Below are 17,400 nucleotides of genomic sequence, written 5' to 3'. Positions count from 1 at the left end.
TTTTCTTGGTCCCTTTGCTCTTTTAACCCCACGCAGAAAACATCCTTCCGGAAGCTGAAGCCCATGACCACCCAGACCAAGGCCAAGCCCGCCGCTAACACGGCAGAGACCTCCACCCCGCGCATGATGACCGGCGCGCAGATCGTCGTAGAGGCCCTCCGGGAGCAAGGCGTATCGGTGATGTTCGGGTATCCGGGCGGCGCGGTGCTACCGATTTATGATGCGCTCTACGGGCAGGACGCGATCCGCCATATTCTGGTGCGCCATGAACAGGGCGCCGGGCACGCGGCTGAAGGCTATGCGCGCTCGACGGGGAAATGCGGCGTGGCGCTGGTCACCTCCGGCCCCGGCGCGACCAATATGGTGACCCCGATCACCGACGCGATGATGGATTCGATCCCGATGGTCGTCCTCACCGGACAGGTGCCAACGCATCTGATCGGGACAGACGCCTTTCAGGAGTGCGATACGACCGGCATCACGCGCACCTGCGCCAAGCACAATTACCTCGTTACGGATGTGAACCAGCTGGCGCGCACGATCCATGAGGCGTTCTATATCGCCACCAATGGCCGCCCCGGCCCGGTCGTGATCGACATTCCCAAGGACATCCAGTTTGCCACCGGGCCTTATGTGGGCAAGGCCGGCATCCTGAAGCCGACCTATGTGCCCCAGACTGAGCCGGCGCCCGAGGCAATCAAGGCTGTCGTCGACCTGATGACCAAGGCGTGGCGGCCGATCTTCTATACCGGCGGCGGCGTGATCAATTCCGGGCCGCGCGCGTCCAAGCTGCTGCGCGAGTTGCAGGAGATGACGGGCATTCCGGTGACCTCAACGTTGATGGGGCTGGGCGCCTTCCCCGCCAATCATGCTGACTGGCTGGGCATGGTGGGCATGCATGGCAGCTTTGAAGCCAACAACGCCATGCATGACTGTGACCTGATGATCTGTGTCGGCGCGCGGTTTGATGACCGGGTGACGGGCCGTGTGGACGCGTTCTCGCCCAATTCGAAGAAGGTGCACATCGACATTGATGCCTCCTCAATCAACAAGATTGTGCGGGTGGATATTCCGGTTCTGGCCGATTGCGCGCAGGCGCTGGAAGCCATCCTCAAGGAGCTGAAAGCCCGCAAGGCGCAGCTGCCGGATCTGGCGCCCTGGAAAGAAGAGATCGGCGCCTGGCGCGCGCGGCGCTGCTTTGCCTACAAGGGCTCCAGTGACGTGATCAAACCGCAATATGCGGTCGAGCGCCTCTATGCCCTGACCAAGGATCATGACGCCTACATCACGACCGAAGTGGGCCAGCACCAGATGTGGGCGGCCCAGTTCTATCATTTCAACGAGCCCAACCGCTGGATGACTTCCGGTGGCCTGGGCACGATGGGCTATGGCCTGCCCGCCGCCGTGGGCGTTCAGGCCGCCCACCCCGACGCGCTGGTGATCGACATTGCCGGGGAAGCCTCCATCCAGATGATGATGCAGGAACTTTCCACGGCGGTTCAGCACAAGCTGCCGGTGAAGGTGTTCATTCTCAATAATGAATGGATGGGCATGGTGCGCCAGTGGCAGGAATTGCTGCATGGCGAGCGCTATTCCCACTCCTATTCGGAAAGCCTGCCGGATTTCGTCAAACTGGCTGACGCGCTGGGCGCTTATGGCATCCGCTGTGATGACCCGGCCGAGCTTGACGGGAAGATCCTGGAGATGGTGAACCATCCTGGCCCGGTCCTGTTCGATTGCCGTGTGGAGCGCGCCGAAAACTGCCTGCCGATGATTCCGTCGGGATCAGCGCACAACCAGATGATTCTCGGTGAGATAACGGGTAACGAGATCGGAGAGGCTGGCCGGGGGCTGGTCTAGGCCGCCGATCGGGGCCGGAATACGGGAAGCATGATGGACGCTGCAGGTATCTTCGACTGGCTGAAGGGCAATACCGAGATTATTATCGGTGTTCTCTCGGCCATCGTGGCGCTGGCCAGCGCGCTGGTCTCGCGCGGTGAAACCGCCAAGCAGCGCAAGTTGCAGACCGAGCGCCTGCGCCAGAGTATTGATGCGGCGAGCCTGGAATGGGGCGGCGTAGCCATTGATACGCTGGCGCGGTGCGGGATCTTTGCCCGCACCCGGCACCTGCATGGCAATGACGCTGCTTTCCTGGCTGCCCGGACGAACATGCTGATTCAGCTATCAACCCTGGTGGACCGGGGGCGGATGTTCTTTCCGAACATCGATCCCGATGGCAAGGGCATCGAGAAGGAGGGCGCCTATCGCGGGTCTCGCCCGCCGATCCTCGATGTGCTGATGTTCGCCTATCACGAGATCGAATCCCTCAACCGCGAAGGCGGATTGCCGTCAGACGATTGCGCCGCCTTCATTGACGATTGCCGCCGCCTGCTGGTGTCTGAACTTCAGGCGCATCTTGATCCGCGCCGGCTCGACGAGATTGTCGAGCGGTATGATGACCGGACGAAAGAAAACCGCCAGAAGGCGAAAGAACAGGCTGGCGCGCTGCGCGGTAAACTGCTGACACGGCGGCCGAATGTTTCCCTGGATCGGGGTTTTGCAAGTAACACCACCACACCGGAGCGCCCCCAATGAGCGATGGCACAGCCACACCCGGCCCAGCGCCGAAATCTGCCTATTTTCTGGCCCATGAGGATGAGGAAGTTGAGCGCCGCACGCTGGCCGTCATCGTCGATAACGAGCCGGGCGTTCTGGCGCGCGTGGTCGGGCTGTTCTCCGGACGCGGATATAATATCGACTCGCTGACGGTCGCTGAAGTGGACGCCAGCCAGCACCGGTCGCGCATCACGATTGTTACCCAGGGCACGGCGCACATTCTTGAGCAGATCGAGGCGCAGCTGCTGCGCATTGTGCCGGTGGCCGAGGTAATCGACATCACCAATTCCAAGCGCGGCATTGAGCGCGAGTTGGCGTTGGTGAAGGTGGCAGGCACGGGCGAGAAGCGGGTCGAAGCGCTGCGGATCGGCGAGATTTTCCGGGCGCATGTGATCGACACGACAAATGAGAGCTTCATCTTTGAAGTGACCGGCGCCTCCGACAAGCTGACTCAGTTTGTCGATCTGATGCGCCCCCTGGGCCTGGTTGAAGTGAGCCGCACAGGCGTTCTCTCGATCAAGCGCGGCAAGGAGAAGGGATGATGGTCCCTCGCCTGATCCTTTGGCTGGTTCTGGCCGCCATGGCTCTGGCAGCCCTGCCCTTTGCGGCAGCGGCGCAAACACCCTCCTGTGCTCCGTCCACGAATGATGAGGCAAGGCTCGACTGCGACATTGCCCGCGCCTCTGCGATTGCGGGTGAGGGGGAGCAGCTGTTTGGCGCCGCCTCCGAGGAATGGCTGAGAATTGTCGATACGGAATCGGCCAGTGGCCTCGCCTATGTCTATTACGTCATTGCAGAGGGCCCTTACCAACTGCTGGAAGCACGCTCCGTGCCCGGCGCGGCAGCAGGCAATGCGCCTGTCTGCCGTCTGCGCACGGCGCTGCCGCTGGACATTGCCGAGAAGGTGAAACTGGCGGCGGCCGATATTGCCGCCGATCCGCCTGGCAGCTACGGCCCGCGCGAAGTGGTCAGCGTTAATGCGGACGGGTCCCGCAGCATCCGGCTGATCCTGGACAGCCATGACATCATCACCCGCCTCAAGACCGGCGACAGCGTTCTCAATTTTTCGCGGCTTGCCGCGGCGCAGGACGACATCACCGCTCTCAACAATCTCGTCATCGGGGTCGCCAATTTCAGTGGCGACTGGAGCTGCGACGCCGTTTGACCTGACAAACCCCTCCCTCAACTTTCATCCACCGGAGCTTTTGCAAGCCTATGAAAATCTACTACGAAAAAGACGCGGACATCTCGCTGATCCAGAAACTGAAAGTCGCCGTGGTCGGCTATGGCAGCCAGGGCCATGCCCATGCGCTGAACCTGAAAGATTCCGGCGTGAAGCAGATCAAGGTTGCGCTTCAGGAAGGCTCCGCCTCGCGCAAGAAAGCCGAAGCAGCGGGCCTGGAAGTTGTGTCTGTCGCCGACGCCGCCAAATGGGCCGACGTGCTGATGATCCTCGTTCCGGACGAAAAGCAGGCTGTGCTTTACGCCAACGAGATCGAGCCCCACCTGCGCGCGGGCCAGCACCTGATGTTCGGCCACGGCTTCAACATCCACTACAACCTGATCCGTCCGCGCGCGGATGTTGACGTGTCGCTGTCGGCGCCCAAAGGCCCTGGCCACACGCTGCGCAACCAGTACCAGATGGGCTTTGGCCTACCGGGCCTGATCGCCATTCATCAGGACGCCACGGGCAGCGCCCAGGCGGTTGCCCTTTCCTATTCGAAAGCCATCGGCAACACCCGCGCCGGCGTCATCGAAACATCCTTCCGTGAAGAGACGGAAACCGACCTCTTCGGTGAGCAGGCTGTTCTCTGCGGCGGGATCGTCGAGCTGATCAAGGCGGGTTATGAGACGCTGGTGGAAGCCGGTTACGCGCCAGAGATGGCCTATTTCGAGTGCCTGCACGAGACCAAGCTGATCGTTGACCTGATCTATGAAGGCGGCATCGCCAACATGAACTATTCGATCTCCAACACCGCCGAGTATGGCGAGTATGTCACCGGGCCGCGCCTGGTGAACGCCGAGACGAAGAAGGAAATGAAGAAGGTTCTCGAAGACATCCAGAACGGGACCTTTGCCCGCAACTGGGTTCTGGAAAACCAGGCCGGCGCGCCGGGCTTCCACGCCATGCGCCAGCGCATGAGCAGCCACCCGATCGAAGAGGTCGGCGAAAAGCTGCGCGGCATGATGCACTGGGCGCAGAATGACCGCCTCGTGGACAAGAGCCGCAACTAGGGGCCTGGCCATCCATGACTGACAGGTCTCCGCAGCGCTCAGATTTTTCGCATCGCATTGCGACGCCAGAGGACGCTGCGGAGATCAGCCTGCTGATGGAGCTGGCGATCGGCGAATTGCAGAAGGGCTTTCTCAGTCCCGAGCAGATCGCCGTATCGCGCTCCATCATGGGGCTGGACCGCACATTGATAGCGGACGGCACTTATTTCCTGATCCATGACATTGAAACCGGACAACTCGCCGCTTCGGGCGGATGGAGCCGGCGCGCGACGCTCTATGGCGGCGACCACACAGCTGCCCAGCGCAATGACGCACTGCTTCGTCCGGGGACGGACGCTGCCCGCATTCGCGCAATGTATACCCATCCGGGCTTCACACGCCGCGGACTTGGCCGGATGATCCTTTCGCTGTGTGAGGACGCGGCCGCCGCAGAAGGCTTCACGCAGCTGGAAATGGGCGCAACGCTTGCGGGCGTGCCGCTTTATGAAGCGTGCGGCTATCGCCTGATCGAGCACACAATTGGCGCATCGGCCGATGGTGTGGAGGTGCCGGTGTTGCGCATGGGCAAGACGCTGGCCTGAGCGCGGTTTACTCTGCTGCCCGGTTGAGATCGACATTGCCGGTGACGCCCGGCACGCGGCCTTTCATCGAATACTGCCAGATCGCATATGGCAGGCGGGGCGGACCTTCCAGCGACCGGACCCAGAGCGGGTGGGCGTCAAACCCCTCCCCCGCAAGCCATTCGGCATGGAAGGCCGGGGTTGTGTAGATGACAGGCACAGCGCCGTATTCCGCCTCCAGCGCGGCGAGGAACACTTTCAGATCCGCCAATGTCTCGCCGCGGCTGTTCTGCGGGGCGCAGTTGTGCGCGTGTTCGAGATCGACCGCCGGGGGCAGCGCGCCGCTGCGGACTTCAACCTGACGAATGAAATTGTCCGCCTGGCGGCGGCCGTCCTGGCACAGCAGATAGAAATGGTAGGCGCCCGCCTGCCAGTGATGGCGCCAGGCGCCCAGCCAGTTCTCCTGAAAGCGGGTATCGACATGCCCCTCACCTTCGGTCGCCTTGAGATACACAAAGGAGAGACCGGCGGTGGAGAGGCGCGGCCAGTCAACGGCGCCATTATGGTGGGAAAGATCGAGGCCTTCGGCGCCCGGCGCGAACGAAAACGTATCAACATCCTCGACAGGCGCAGAACTTGGCCCACAGGATGCAAGCAGCACCAGAGTGGTCAGCATGAACAGACGGCGCACCCGGACTTTCATCGGCTATTGCCGGGCGGGGCTGTCCCGTTCTGGATCACCTTGGACATGATGGCACCTTTTCATCGGGTGGATATTGGGAGACACGCGGATGGCAGCAGATAAGGCAAGGGAACCGGCACAAGCGGCGCCCCCATCCGCTAAGGCCCCTTCCAGCCAAGCGAATGTTATCGCGGCCGGCTGCCGTGTCATCGGTAATCTGACGATTTCCGGATCGCTCCGTCTCGGCGGAGAGGTTGTGGGAGACGTGCATTGCGACGGCGCGCTGATCGTGGAAACCGGCGCCTCCATCAAAGGCCGGACGCGCGCGGGCGACATACTGGTCATGGGCTCGCTGATTGGCGAGATTGTCGCGGTGCGCAAGATTGATGTGATGACGGGCGCGCGCGTTGAGGGCTCCATCTTCGCGCCGTCCATGAAGGTTGAGGGCAATGCCTGCGTGGACGGTGATCTGCTGATCTCACCCGAGCGTTCGCCCGCCCATGCCGAGCGGGCGAAAACCCTGTCCATTCTGGCGCCGGCCCGGAGTGAGCCGCCGGCCAGCACAGCCGTCTAGTTGTTCTGCAGGTTGCGCAGACGCTGCATGGAATTGTCATCGGGATCGAACGCGCCAAGCGTTTGAACACGCTCGCAGGCCCATTCATAATCCTTTGAACAGGCTTCATTCAGGGCGCGCGTGCCGCCCTGGACATCCTTGGGGCCGCCTGTGCCGGTATAGGCCATGTTACCCCAGGCCGCGCAGCCGCTGACTTCGCCCATATCGCAGGATTCCTTGTAGAGGCGGCGACCCTCAGCGAGGTTTGCTGTGACGCCGCGGCCCTGTACCGTCAGATAGGCTAGGCCCGCACAGCCGCGCGCATCCTTGGCATCGCAGCCTTTCTTGTAATTTTCGGCCGCCGCAGACAGATCTTGCACACCGCCGAGACCTTTACGCTGCAATTCGGCGAGCTCGTAGCAGGCCTGATATTCGCGGGCAGCGCATTTGGTTCTGGCCTCATCACGGGCCACCTTGAGCGTGGCAAAGTCAGCCTCCGCCTTTTCGATGGCGAGTTCGGCCTGGGTACGCTCGACGCGCCCCCCAATTCCTTGCGCGTATACCGGCAGGGCAAGCGCAGCCACCATTCCGGCAGCGCTCAGCATCATGAGAACCTTTTTCATGGGTCAGGTCTCCTTTTCCTTGTGGGATGTTCTAACGGCAGATTTGGGCAAGGCTGGGGCAAAGCCGGTATTAGATTGCAGTATCCCCCAGATAGAGAGGGGGCTAGCATTGGGACAATACGTAGAAACACATGGGAGAAATGACGATGGCGGCTAATGATCAGGTACCTGTCGGCTCAGGCTTTCACGCAAAGAGCACCGCGAGGGAGGTTGTTGAGGGGATCAGCCTCTCGGGCAAGCACGCGATTGTGACCGGCGGATATTCGGGCATCGGCCTTGAGACAGTCCGCGCGCTGGCGGGCGCCGGCGCGAAGGTGACGGTGCCAGCCCGCCGGCCGGACGCGGCAAAAGACGCGCTCACCGGGATCAATGGCGTTACGGTTGCCGCGATGGACCTGGCCGATCTCGGCAGTGTGCGCCGCTTTGCGCAGGATTATTCTGCGGCGGCGCCGAAGCTGGACCTGCTCATAAACAATGCCGGGATCATGGCGTGTCCGCTCGCCCACGTTGGCGATGGCTGGGAAGCCCAGTTCGGCACCAACCATCTGGGTCACCTTGCCCTGTATCAGGGTCTCCTGCCCGCGTTGCGCGCCGCAAATGGCGCCCGCGTGGTAGCGCTCTCTTCCACCGGACATGTCCGCTCCGATGTGATCTGGGACGATCCCAACTATACGTCCCGCGCCTATGACAAATGGGAAGCCTACGGACAGTCCAAATCCGCCAATGCGCTGTTCGCGCTGGGGGTGGACATGCGGGAAAAAGCCAATGGCATTCGCGCCTTCTCCGTGCATCCCGGCGGCATCTTTACGAACCTTCAGCGCCATCTGCCCGACGAGGAAATGGTGGCGCTCGGCTGGAAAAGTCCTGACGGCACGATCCCGGAGATGATCCAGGCGATGTTCAAGACGCCGGAACAGGGCGCCTCCACCACCGTGTGGGCCGCAACGGCGCCAAAGCTGAACGGGAAAGGCGGCGTTTATTGTGAAGACTGTGACATCGCCCGCGCCGCGACGCCCGACAGCAAACGCTGGGAACATGCCCGCGCCTGGATCAGCGATGATGCCCGCGCCGAGAAACTGTGGGCGATGAGCGACACATTCCTGGCGAATGCATGAGAGTCTGACGGGTTCAGATTGACGCACCCCGGCTTTCAGCGCACGAGAGCGCCATGAGCGAAACGCAACTCCCGACCACCGCCCGGCAGGCTCCGCGGCGCGCGATTCTTCTGGGTATCGCGCTGATCCTCATCATTGCCGGCGTGTTCGCCGCTGGCCGGATGGGGTTGCTGCCGAACGCCGATACGGTGACGGGCTGGATGGAAACACTCGCCGAAAGCCCCTGGGGGCTGGTTGCCGTTGTCGCGGTCTATTGCGTCGCGGCCTTCATGGGCATTCCGCAATTTGCGCTGATCGCGGCGACGATTGCCGTGTTCGGGCCGTGGTATGGCGCAGGCTATTCCTGGGTCGCCAACATGGTTTCCGGAGCGTTGACCTTCTGGATTGGCCGGGCGGCTGGCGAGGAAGCCTTCCGGCGCTATGCCGGAAAAAGCGCGCAGAAGCTCTCCCGCTTTGTCGGACGCAACGCGCTCGTCACCAGCGCGATCGTTCGCAACGTGCCGACCGGGCCGTTCCTGCTGGTGAATATGGCGTTCGGCGTCAGCAATGCGACGTTCCGCGATTTCTGGCTGGGGCTGGCGCTGGGCATCATCCCCAAGATCGCCCTGATCGCCTTTGCCGGTCGCAGCCTTCTGGCCGCGCTGCAGGGCAATCTGGTCATCGCGATCATTGCCGCCGTGGCCGCGGTGACCGTCTACGCCGCCGGATATATCTATTTCAGGCGCCGGGTAGCCCGGACGGGGCAAAATCTTGCTGCCAGCTCAGGCTCCCCGGTTGACAGCACCGCGCAAGCCGTTGATTAGAGTGGGCATGCGCAAAGTTCTGCCCCTACTCCTCCTGCTTACCGGCCCCTGGCCGGGGACGGACACCCAAGTCTGAGGGTGGACGCGCGACCAGGGGATATGAGACCAAGAACCGCTTTGTTCCTTCCTCTCCGCTGAGCTACGCAAAACCATGACCTCCAAGAACACCGCCGCGAACGACGCAACCAAACCCCGTATCCTGATATTCGACACAACGATGCGCGATGGCGAGCAATCGCCAGGCGCCTCGATGACGCTGAACGAGAAGCTTGAGCTGGCAACCCTGCTCGAAAGCATGGGCGTCGATATTATCGAAGCCGGCTTCCCCGCCGCCTCGGAAGGTGACTTTGCCGCCGTCAGCGCAATTGCCGCCCAGTCCAAGAGCGCCGTGATCTGCGGACTTTCCCGCTCGACGCCGAACGACATTGACCGCTGCGGCGAGGCTGTGCGCAAGGCCGCCCGCCCGCGCATTCACACCTTCATTTCCACCAGCCCCGTGCACATGAAGCACAAGCTGAAGATGGGCCCGAACGCTGTGCTGGAAGCGGTCGGCCGCTCGGTCTCTCAGGCCCGCAACCTGGTCGATGATGTGGAGTGGAGCGCCGAAGACGCGACGCGCACCGAATTCGATTTCCTCTGCAAATGCATCGACACCGCGATCGCTTCGGGCGCTACCACCATCAACGTGCCTGATACGGTGGGCTATTCCCACCCCGACGAATATGGCGCACTGATCCGCCGACTGATCGAAAACATTCCGAACTCGGACAAGGTGATCTGGTCGGCGCACTGTCATAACGATCTTGGTCTTGCCGTTGCCAACTCGCTGGCCGGCATGGCCAATGGCGTGCGCCAGATCGAGTGCACCATCAACGGCCTAGGCGAGCGCGCGGGTAATGCGGCGCTTGAAGAGATCGTCATGGCGATGAAGGTGCGCGGCGACACCCTGCCCTATGAAACCCATATCGATACCAGCTATCTCGCCCGCGCCTCGGCAATGGTCAGCCGCATCACGGGCTTCCCGGTGCAGTATAACAAGGCCATCGTTGGCAAGAATGCCTTCGCGCATGAAAGCGGCATCCACCAGGATGGCATGCTGAAGAATTCCGAGACCTACGAGATCATGAAGCCCGAAGATGTGGGCGTGGCGAAAACCTCGCTCGTCATGGGCAAGCTCTCCGGGCGCAACGCTTTCCGCGACAAGCTGGAATCGATGGGCTATTTCATCGAGGGCGACGCGCTGAACGACGCGTTCAAGCGCTTCAAGGATCTGGCCGACCGCAAGAAACATGTGTTCGATGACGACATCATCGCGCTGGTGGATGAGCAGCTGGCGGCAGAAGGCGAGCGGATCGCGTTCAAGCGGCTGCGCGTTGTGGCAGGCACGGAAGGTCCGCAGACGGCAGAAATCGACCTGGTGATTGACGGCGAGGAGAAATACTCCATCGCGCGCGGCAATGGCCCGGTAGACGCCGTGTTCAATGCCATTCGCCAGCTGGTGCCGCATCAGGCCATTCTGGAGCTTTACCAGGTGCATGCCGTGACCGGCGGTACGGACGCGCAGGCAACTGTGTCTGTGCGGCTGAATGGCGATGACATCATGGCGACGGGCCGGTCATCCGATCCCGACACGCTGGTGGCCAGCGCCAAGGCCTATCTGCACGCGCTGAACAAGTTTGAAGTGCGCAAGGCAAAGCGCAAGGCGGCCTGAAGCGGGCTGATCAGCCCCCGTCACGTTCCCCGAAGCCATCGGCGACCAGCGCGGCGATGGCTTCAACCGCCTCTGCGGCCTGCGTGCCGGTGCCCGAAAGCTCGATCTCGCAGCCTGTATGGGCAACGAGCATCAGGAGATCCATGATCGAGCGGGCATCTGCCTGCTCGCCCTCATGGCGCACGATGACCTTGGCATCATACTCGGCCGCAAGCTTGGCGACCTTCGCCGACGCCCGCGCATGCAGGCCCTTACGATTGACAATCGTGACACGGGCAGAGGCTGCCGGAACGGACGTCGACATCAGGGCAGCCGGGCCAGCAGTTCGGACGCGATGGTCACATATTTGCGCCCGCCCTCTGCGGCAGCGATCGCCGCCTCTTCCAGGCTCAGCACTTCACGGACTTCGGCCAGCTTGATCAGCATCGGCAGATTTGCGCCGGAGACGATTTCCATCGGCACACTGCCGCGGATGGACAGGACGAGGTTTGAAGGCGTGCCGCCGAACATGTCGGTCAGTACGATAACGCCGCGACCTGCATCGCAGGCTTTCACAGCGGCCAGAATGTGCTCACGCTTGAGGTCGAGGTCATCGTCAGAATCGATAGAGACGGCGCGCGCACGCCAAAGGCGGCCCACAACGTGCTCCGCTGCTGCGACGAGCTCGTGGGCTAATCTTCCATGGCTGACAACTACAATGCCGATCATTCCGCTACTGGGATGCAACCCTGAACGTTAAACAACCGTCACGTTGTCACGATGCTGCGCCGCGTCAAGGCGCATTCGGCTGATATGACGGCGCTTTCCTCAGCCGGTGTGGCCGAGACCCAACACATCGTTCATATCGTAAAGGCCCGGCGGCTGGGACACGGCCCAGGCAGCGGCATGCAGCGCGCCTTCGGCAAAGACCGAGCGATCAAGTGCCGTATGGGAAAGCCGGATGAGCTCCTTTTCCGAGCCGAATGTCACCTCATGCTCGCCGATCACCCCCCCGGCACGGCGCACGGAAAAGCCGATCTGGCCGGTTTCGCGCTGCGCGTCGGGGCCATCATAGGGCGCGGCCCGCAGGTCGCTGAGCGGCGCGCCCCTGCCCTCTGCCGCCGCCGCACCAAGCATCAGGGCCGTGCCCGAAGGGGCATCCGCCTTCATGCGGTGGTGGGTTTCGAGGACTTCGATGTCCCACTCCGTACCCAGACGGCTGGCCGCCAGACGCGTCAGTGCCTCCAGCAGGTTCACCCCGATGGAGAAATTGCCCGCCTTCACAATCGCAAAACGGGAGGACGCCGCCGCGATGGCATCTTCCTCAGCGGCGGTAAAGCCTGTGGTGCCGATAATCGCTGCGCGCACAGATGTGCTGGCAAGCGCTTTTAACGCGGCGAGTGTTGCTTCGGGCCGTGTGAAATCGATCCACACACCTGCGCCCGCTGCAGCTCCGGCCGCGTCAGCAACAGGATGCAGGCCAATGGCCCGGCGGCCGGCAAGGAGGCCGATGTCTTCGCCATAAGCGTTGGCGGCCGCGACTTCCGTGGCGCCGGTAATCCGGACGCCGCGATCAATGGAAACAGCCGCAAGCTGGCGCCCCATACGCCCGGCGATACCAGCGATGGCGACACTGAGGGGGTTTTCCGGTTTATTCATCCAACGTCTCCTCAGCGGTATCCGCCTTCGTCTGTTCCAGTTCGCTCCGCAGGCTGGAAAGCTCGCGCTCCCGCAGCTCGTCGGAGAAGGCGCTGGCGAACACGCCCGCCGGCAGCGCCACAACGCCGATGCCGGCAATCGCGATGAGACCAGCACAAAACCGGCCCAGCGGGGTGACCGGGTAGACATCGCCATACCCCACTGTCGTCAGTGTGGCCACAGACCACCATATGGCGCGCGGAATGGACGCAAAGGCTTCCTGCTGGACGCCGCCCACACCTTCAACGAAATACAGAAGCACCGCCGCGACATAAACCAGCGTCACTGCCAGGGCGAGCGATGTCAGGAGCAGCGAGCTGGCCCGCCGCACCGCTGCGCCCAGCGCCTCAAAGGCCGGAATGAAGCGGGCAATCTTTATCAGGCGCGCCAGACGCAAGACGCGCAGGACCAGAAGCGTTGATCCCGAACCAAGCATCATCAGGAGAAGCTCCGGCAGGAAAGCCAGAAGGTCTGCAATCGAATAGAACTTCGTTATGTAACGCAGGCGCCCGCGCAGTCCGCGATAATCAGGATCAATACCGGCGCACCACACCCGCGCGGCATATTCCAGCGCGAAGATGATCACGACCCCGACATTGAAAATATGGAAGGTTTTCTGCCAGGCCGGAACCGCCTGCAGCGTCGGCTCGGTTTCCAGCGCCAGGAAGAGAAAGCTGAGAATGACGAGACCGACGATTGCCGCATTCGTCATCGAGAGACCAGACCGGCGCGCCTCTGGCGCTAACGCATCATAAAGCCGCCGTTTCAGTCCCATCCCAGCCGTCCCTTGCTGTTCCCGTTAGCCTCTTAGCACACCGCCGGTTCCCTTGGCGACCGAAGCGACGATACGCTCGATTACCTGTTGGATCTGCTCGTCCTTAAGGGCCTCTTTTGGCTGGAGCGTGATTTCGATCGCCACCGACTTCTTCCCCTCGCCGACGCCCTGGCCCTGATACACATCGAACACGTCGATTGCTGCGATGAGCTGCTTCTCGGCAGACTGAGCATGACGGACGACATCTCCGGCGGCCACGCCCGCATCGACCACAAAAGCGAGGTCGCGGCGGATCGGTGTCAGCTCAGCACGTTCCAGAACCGGTTTGGTCTTGGTGGATTTCACCTTCATCACCGGCAGGGCGTTGAGGTTCAACTCGAACGCATAGACCGGGCCCTCAACATCCAGCGTCTTGAGCACGCCGGGATGCAGCGCGCCGAAATTGGCAACGGTCATCTTCGGGCCGAGCTTGAGGCTGGCGGCCTGGCCGGGATGCCAGTGGGGCTGGGTTGGCGCCGCGACCTGGAAACGCTCGCCCGGCTGGCCGAGCGCAGCAAGCAGCGCGAAGAGATCGGCCTTGGCGGCATAGGCGTCATAAGGCGCAGCGCGGCCCTGCCAGTGGCGCTCAGCCGCAGGCAGAACGAGACCGGCAATCACAGTACGCTGATCTTTGGGGCCATCGCCGAGATAGATGGGGCCAGCTTCAAAGAGGCGGATGGTGCGCTCACCGCGATTGCGCGCGCGCTGGGCCGCCTGGGCAAGGTTGCCCAATGCCGAGGGGCGCATGTAGTTCAACTCGCTGGCGACAGGGTTTGCCACGGCGAGCACATCCTCGGTCTTGCCGAACAGGTCGGCATGTTCCCGCGCCATGAAGCTCCAGGTGACCGCTTCAAGGAAACCGCGCGCCGCCATGACACGGCGCGAGATGGCCACTCGCGCCTGACGCGGCGTCGTGATCACCCGGCGCCCGCCTTCAGGCAGCGGCAGGGAGGTGGTCGGCAACTGGTCAAAGCCGATCAGGCGGGCAATTTCTTCTACGATGTCAGCCGACTGTTCCATGTCGAACCGGTGCGAGGGGGGCAGGAGATACCAGGCATCACCTGCATCCTCGATGTCGAATTCGAGATCCTTGAGGATGCGCTTCATTTCCGCCGGCTTGACGATGAGGCCCGTGAGGCGCTCGACATCAACGGGGTAGAAGGTGACCTTCTGCATTCGCGCCGGGATAGATCCGGCGACCTTTGCCTTCGAGACCTGACCGCCGCCATATTCCAGGATCAGCGCAATCGCGAAGTTGAGGCCATCGATTGAGCTGTGCGGATCAACGCCGCGCTCGAACCGGTAGCGGGCGTCCGAATGGATGCCCGTGGCGCGGCCCGTGCGCGCGGTGCGCAACGGATCGAACCAGGCAGATTCAATGAAGACGTCCACGGTCTCCGCCGAAACAGCTGTCGAAACGCCGCCCATGACGCCGCCCAGACCGATCGCGCCGGAATTGTCGGCGATGACGCACATGTCTTCCGTGATCGGATAGGTCTTCCCATCGAGCGCCTCGAGCGTCTCGCCCTTCCTGCCGAGCCGGGCAACCACGGCGCCGGAGAGCCTGGCTGCATCATACACGTGCAGCGGGCGCGCGCGGTCAAGAGAGATATAGTTCGTCACATCAACGAGCAGCGATTTGGGCTGGAGACCGGCTGCCTTGAGGCGCGCCTGCATCCAGTCCGGTGACGGACCATTGGTGACGCCGCGGATCAGCGCCCCGGCAAACATCGGACAGGCCTCTGTGGCCTCAAGCTTGATGTCGATGGGGCAGTCATAGCTGCCATTGACCTTCTTGGGATCGTTACGCAGGAAACGCCCTGCCCCGGCCGCAGCGAGGTCGCGCGCAATACCCTGCACGCCCAGCCAGTCGGGCCGGTTAGGCGTCACTTCAAAGTCGATCACGGGGTCGGTCTGGCCAAGTGCCTCGGCGGCGGGCGTGCCGACCTTCAGGCTGTCATCAAGATCGAGAATGCCGTCATGGTCCTCACCCACCTCAAGCTCGCGCGAGGAGCACATCATGCCATGGCTCTCAATCCCGCGAATGGCGCGGGGCTTCTTGTCGAGCGCGAAATCGAGCCCCGGAATGAAGGTGCCGAGCGGGGCATAGATCGCGGTCATGCCGGTGCGCGCATTGGGGGCGCCGCAGACGATCTGCTTGACGCCGTCAATGGTTTCTACCGTGCAGACGCGCAATTTGTCCGCATCCGGATGGGGCTTGGCCTCAATCACCTTGCAGACGGTGAACGGCGCAAGTTTCTCGCGCGGGTCAGTCACCTCTTCAACCTCAAGGCCGGCCTTGAGCATCAGATCGAGAATGTCCTGAAGCGATGCCTTGGTAACAAGGTGATCGTTCAGCCAGGAAAGGGAGAATTTCATGTATCCGCTCCAAGAGCCGTGTAACCTGCCGCATGCGCCTCTGCGCGCTCGGCTTTGACTTCGCCTTCCGCCCCTTCGGCGAAGTCGTCATCGAGAATGGCGACAAGGCGAAATGTTTCAAAGATGACGTCCATATCCGGCGCGTAGGTGCCCTCGCGCTGGAAATAGGCTTCATGCGCATCTCGCCAGTAGGGATAGCTGAGATCCCCCTCGCCCTCCTGCGCTGCCTGCGCCGGCGTCACTTTCTCAAAAGGCAGCACATCCAGGGACAGCGTTTCGATGACCGCGACAGGGCGTCCCTCGCCGCTGAGCACAACCTGCTGCTCGCCCAGAGCTGCCTCGAACCCGTTTGCCACGGCCGAACAGGTAGCTTTCTTGACGCCGGCCACAACAAGAGAGGCCAGACGGTCTGCCAATTCAGGACTATCACCGAAGCGAAACTGCTTCAGATCTGCCCATTCCTGAGACAGGGTCACGACAACCCTCCGCTAACGGACGGCGTGAGCCAGGGTGAGAAGCCGTAATGGCGCGACCATTGCGGGTCTGCCTCGAAATAGGGGCGCAGGTCCGGCATGCCGTATTTCAGCATGGCGAGGCGATCGACCCCCATGCCGAAGGCAAAGCCCTGATGCACGGCCGGATCGATGCCGCAATTGCGCAGCACATTGGGATGCACCATGCCGCAGCCGAGGATTTCCATCCAGCGGTCGCCCGCGCCGATCTCGATGGCGTCGCCATTGCGGGAATATTTCACATCCATCTCGGCCGAAGGTTCCGTGAACGGAAAGAAATGCGGCCGGAAGCGGGATTCCACATTGTCCACCTCGAAGAACGCTTTCACGAAATCAATGAGGCAGCCTTTCAGGTGGCCCATATGGATGCCCTTCTCGATGACGAGCCCTTCGACCTGATGGAACATCGGCGTATGGGTCGCGTCCCAATCATTCCGGTAGACGCGGCCGGGCACGAGAATGCGGATCGGCGGCTTTTCTTCCATCATCGTGCGCACCTGCACCGGGCTGGTATGGGTGCGGAGCACTTTGGGCGTGTCGCCTTCCAGCGCTTTCATGAAGAAGGTGTCGTGGGTTTCCCGCGCCGGGTGACCGATGGGGAAGTTCAGCGCCGTGAAATTGTGCCAGTCGTCTTCGATGTCCGGCCCTTCGGCCACGGTGAACCCCATGTCGCCGAAGATGGCGGCGATTTCCTCGAACACCTGCATGACCGGGTGGAGCGCGCCTTCGCCGGGGCCGGCAGCGGGCGGCAGCGTCAGGTCCACGCGCTCGGTCACGAGGCGCGCCTCGAGCGCCGCATTCTCCAGCACGTCTTTACGCAGGCGGATCGCATCGTCCACACGGGTCTTCAGGGCGTTGAGCTGAGGCCCCTGCGCCTTGCGCTCGTCCGGGCTCATCTTGCCGAGCGCGCCCATCAGGGCGGACACGCGCCCCTTCTTGCCAAGCTCGGCAACGCGCACGGCGTCGAGCGCGGCAAGATCGGCGGCAGCAGCGATAGCGGCAAGCGCTTCTTGTTCGATCGCGGTTATGTCGGACACTTGGAATTTCCCTTTCAGGTCAGACCTTCGCGGCTTTCTAGTCGCTCGGGCAAGGGCGAGGCAATCAGCAAAACGCCCGCAGG

The 17,400-nt window shown here is 62.4% G+C and carries 19 protein-coding genes; 10 read left to right on the top strand and 9 right to left on the bottom strand.

The window, feature by feature from the left end; all coding sequences use genetic code 11:
• Positions 1–63 precede the first annotated feature (63 nt).
• The 6 genes from HNE_RS02255 to HNE_RS02230 are packed head-to-tail and all read left to right on the top strand — an operon-like array spanning position 64 to position 5,432.
• Entirely contained in the window at positions 64–1,860 is a 1,797-nt protein-coding gene (locus tag HNE_RS02255; protein ID WP_049754995.1) for an acetolactate synthase 3 large subunit, read from the top strand.
• Positions 1,861–1,890: 30 nt separating this feature from the next.
• Positions 1,891–2,595 (top strand): hypothetical protein, encoded by a 705-nt coding sequence (locus HNE_RS02250; protein WP_035590808.1) that lies wholly within the window; start codon positions 1,891–1,893, stop codon positions 2,593–2,595.
• Positions 2,592–3,158 carry an acetolactate synthase small subunit gene (ilvN, locus tag HNE_RS02245; protein ID WP_011645479.1) on the top strand — a complete coding sequence of 189 codons (567 nt, stop codon included), beginning with the start codon at positions 2,592–2,594 and terminating at the stop codon, positions 3,156–3,158. The genes HNE_RS02250 and ilvN overlap by 4 nt, the downstream gene beginning before the upstream one ends.
• Positions 3,155–3,781: a hypothetical protein gene (locus HNE_RS02240; RefSeq protein WP_148205785.1), complete on the top strand. Its 627-nt coding sequence runs from the start codon at positions 3,155–3,157 to the stop codon at positions 3,779–3,781. Before ilvN ends, HNE_RS02240 begins: the two co-directional genes overlap by 4 nt.
• Positions 3,782–3,831: 50 nt before the next feature.
• Positions 3,832–4,851, top strand: a complete 1,020-nt coding sequence (gene ilvC / locus HNE_RS02235; protein WP_011645477.1) for a ketol-acid reductoisomerase — start codon at positions 3,832–3,834, stop codon at positions 4,849–4,851.
• A gap of 14 nt (positions 4,852–4,865) precedes the next feature.
• Positions 4,866–5,432, top strand: a complete 567-nt coding sequence (locus tag HNE_RS02230; protein ID WP_011645476.1) for a GNAT family N-acetyltransferase — start codon at positions 4,866–4,868, stop codon at positions 5,430–5,432.
• 7 nt (positions 5,433–5,439) lie between these two features.
• On the opposite strand, the gene HNE_RS02225 is transcribed toward HNE_RS02230, so the two are convergent.
• Positions 5,440–6,087: a glycoside hydrolase family 25 protein gene (locus HNE_RS02225; RefSeq protein ID WP_233351974.1), complete on the bottom strand. Its 648-nt coding sequence runs from the start codon at positions 6,085–6,087 to the stop codon at positions 5,440–5,442.
• Positions 6,088–6,202: 115 nt separating this feature from the next.
• Here HNE_RS02225 and HNE_RS02220 point away from each other — a divergent pair, with 115 nt between their 5' ends.
• On the top strand, positions 6,203–6,667 hold the full coding sequence (locus HNE_RS02220) for a bactofilin family protein (RefSeq protein ID WP_011645474.1): 465 nt from the start codon (positions 6,203–6,205) through the stop codon (positions 6,665–6,667).
• Here HNE_RS02220 and HNE_RS02215 read toward each other — a convergent pair.
• Complete coding sequence (locus tag HNE_RS02215; protein ID WP_011645473.1) at positions 6,664–7,269, bottom strand: tetratricopeptide repeat protein; 606 nt, start codon at positions 7,267–7,269, stop codon at positions 6,664–6,666. The two genes, HNE_RS02220 and HNE_RS02215, sit on opposite strands and share 4 nt — an antisense overlap.
• 146 nt (positions 7,270–7,415) lie before the next feature.
• Between HNE_RS02215 and HNE_RS02210 the strand changes: the two genes are divergently transcribed.
• From HNE_RS02210 to HNE_RS02200, 3 genes are all read left to right on the top strand, one after another.
• On the top strand, positions 7,416–8,384 hold the full coding sequence (locus tag HNE_RS02210; protein ID WP_011645472.1) for an oxidoreductase: 969 nt from the start codon (positions 7,416–7,418) through the stop codon (positions 8,382–8,384).
• Between the two features lie 53 nt (positions 8,385–8,437).
• Positions 8,438–9,187 carry a TVP38/TMEM64 family protein gene (locus HNE_RS02205; protein WP_011645471.1) on the top strand — a complete coding sequence of 250 codons (750 nt, stop codon included), beginning with the start codon at positions 8,438–8,440 and terminating at the stop codon, positions 9,185–9,187.
• 151 nt (positions 9,188–9,338) lie between these two features.
• The gene (locus HNE_RS02200; RefSeq protein WP_011645470.1) at positions 9,339–10,898 is read left to right on the top strand and encodes a 2-isopropylmalate synthase; all 1,560 of its coding nucleotides are present in this window, start codon (positions 9,339–9,341) and stop codon (positions 10,896–10,898) included.
• A gap of 10 nt (positions 10,899–10,908) precedes the next feature.
• Here the strand turns inward: HNE_RS02200 and HNE_RS02195 are convergent, their stop codons facing one another.
• The 7 genes from HNE_RS02195 to pheS all read right to left on the bottom strand — a co-directional run bounded on the left by HNE_RS02195 (position 10,909) and on the right by pheS (position 17,317).
• Positions 10,909–11,202, bottom strand: a complete 294-nt coding sequence (locus HNE_RS02195) for an HPr family phosphocarrier protein (protein WP_011645469.1) — start codon at positions 11,200–11,202, stop codon at positions 10,909–10,911.
• The gene (locus tag HNE_RS02190) at positions 11,202–11,606 is read right to left on the bottom strand and encodes a PTS sugar transporter subunit IIA (RefSeq protein ID WP_011645468.1); all 405 of its coding nucleotides are present in this window, start codon (positions 11,604–11,606) and stop codon (positions 11,202–11,204) included. Before HNE_RS02190 ends, HNE_RS02195 begins: the two co-directional genes overlap by 1 nt.
• A gap of 99 nt (positions 11,607–11,705) precedes the next feature.
• Positions 11,706–12,536, bottom strand: a complete 831-nt coding sequence (gene dapB, locus HNE_RS02185; protein WP_011645467.1) for a 4-hydroxy-tetrahydrodipicolinate reductase — start codon at positions 12,534–12,536, stop codon at positions 11,706–11,708.
• Positions 12,529–13,350, bottom strand: a complete 822-nt coding sequence (locus HNE_RS02180; RefSeq protein WP_011645466.1) for a potassium channel family protein — start codon at positions 13,348–13,350, stop codon at positions 12,529–12,531. Before HNE_RS02180 ends, dapB begins: the two co-directional genes overlap by 8 nt.
• 24 nt (positions 13,351–13,374) lie before the next feature.
• Positions 13,375–15,768 (bottom strand): phenylalanine--tRNA ligase subunit beta, encoded by a 2,394-nt coding sequence (pheT, locus tag HNE_RS02175; RefSeq protein ID WP_011645465.1) that lies wholly within the window; start codon positions 15,766–15,768, stop codon positions 13,375–13,377.
• Positions 15,765–16,244: an ASCH domain-containing protein gene (locus tag HNE_RS02170; protein ID WP_011645464.1), complete on the bottom strand. Its 480-nt coding sequence runs from the start codon at positions 16,242–16,244 to the stop codon at positions 15,765–15,767. The genes pheT and HNE_RS02170 overlap by 4 nt, the downstream gene beginning before the upstream one ends.
• On the bottom strand, positions 16,241–17,317 hold the full coding sequence (gene pheS / locus HNE_RS02165) for a phenylalanine--tRNA ligase subunit alpha (RefSeq protein WP_011645463.1): 1,077 nt from the start codon (positions 17,315–17,317) through the stop codon (positions 16,241–16,243). The genes HNE_RS02170 and pheS overlap by 4 nt, the downstream gene beginning before the upstream one ends.
• Positions 17,318–17,400 lie beyond the last annotated feature (83 nt).

Source organism: Hyphomonas neptunium ATCC 15444 (assembly GCF_000013025.1).
Taxonomy (GTDB): domain Bacteria; phylum Pseudomonadota; class Alphaproteobacteria; order Caulobacterales; family Hyphomonadaceae; genus Hyphomonas; species Hyphomonas neptunia.
Note: the sequence above shows the minus strand (reverse complement) of the source record. Positions and strands in the feature narration are given on the sequence as shown.

Excerpts from the sequence above, each read along its gene's own strand:
- dapB (WP_011645467.1), bottom strand. The coding sequence starts at position 12,536 with ATGAATAAACCGGAAAACCCCCTCAGTGTCGCCATCGCTGGTATCGCC.
- HNE_RS02255 (WP_049754995.1), top strand. The coding sequence starts at position 64 with ATGACCACCCAGACCAAGGCCAAGCCCGCCGCTAACACGGCAGAGACC.
- HNE_RS02195 (WP_011645469.1), bottom strand. The coding sequence starts at position 11,202 with ATGTCGACGTCCGTTCCGGCAGCCTCTGCCCGTGTCACGATTGTCAAT.
- pheT (WP_011645465.1), bottom strand. The coding sequence starts at position 15,768 with ATGAAATTCTCCCTTTCCTGGCTGAACGATCACCTTGTTACCAAGGCA.
- HNE_RS02180 (WP_011645466.1), bottom strand. The coding sequence starts at position 13,350 with ATGGGACTGAAACGGCGGCTTTATGATGCGTTAGCGCCAGAGGCGCGC.
- ilvC (WP_011645477.1), top strand. The coding sequence starts at position 3,832 with ATGAAAATCTACTACGAAAAAGACGCGGACATCTCGCTGATCCAGAAA.
- ilvN (WP_011645479.1), top strand. The coding sequence starts at position 2,592 with ATGAGCGATGGCACAGCCACACCCGGCCCAGCGCCGAAATCTGCCTAT.
- HNE_RS02200 (WP_011645470.1), top strand. The coding sequence starts at position 9,339 with ATGACCTCCAAGAACACCGCCGCGAACGACGCAACCAAACCCCGTATC.
- HNE_RS02250 (WP_035590808.1), top strand. The coding sequence starts at position 1,891 with ATGATGGACGCTGCAGGTATCTTCGACTGGCTGAAGGGCAATACCGAG.
- HNE_RS02210 (WP_011645472.1), top strand. The coding sequence starts at position 7,416 with ATGGCGGCTAATGATCAGGTACCTGTCGGCTCAGGCTTTCACGCAAAG.
- HNE_RS02220 (WP_011645474.1), top strand. The coding sequence starts at position 6,203 with ATGGCAGCAGATAAGGCAAGGGAACCGGCACAAGCGGCGCCCCCATCC.
- HNE_RS02230 (WP_011645476.1), top strand. The coding sequence starts at position 4,866 with ATGACTGACAGGTCTCCGCAGCGCTCAGATTTTTCGCATCGCATTGCG.
- HNE_RS02225 (WP_233351974.1), bottom strand. The coding sequence starts at position 6,087 with ATGCTGACCACTCTGGTGCTGCTTGCATCCTGTGGGCCAAGTTCTGCG.
- HNE_RS02205 (WP_011645471.1), top strand. The coding sequence starts at position 8,438 with ATGAGCGAAACGCAACTCCCGACCACCGCCCGGCAGGCTCCGCGGCGC.
- HNE_RS02215 (WP_011645473.1), bottom strand. The coding sequence starts at position 7,269 with ATGAAAAAGGTTCTCATGATGCTGAGCGCTGCCGGAATGGTGGCTGCG.
- HNE_RS02240 (WP_148205785.1), top strand. The coding sequence starts at position 3,155 with ATGATGGTCCCTCGCCTGATCCTTTGGCTGGTTCTGGCCGCCATGGCT.
- HNE_RS02190 (WP_011645468.1), bottom strand. The coding sequence starts at position 11,606 with ATGATCGGCATTGTAGTTGTCAGCCATGGAAGATTAGCCCACGAGCTC.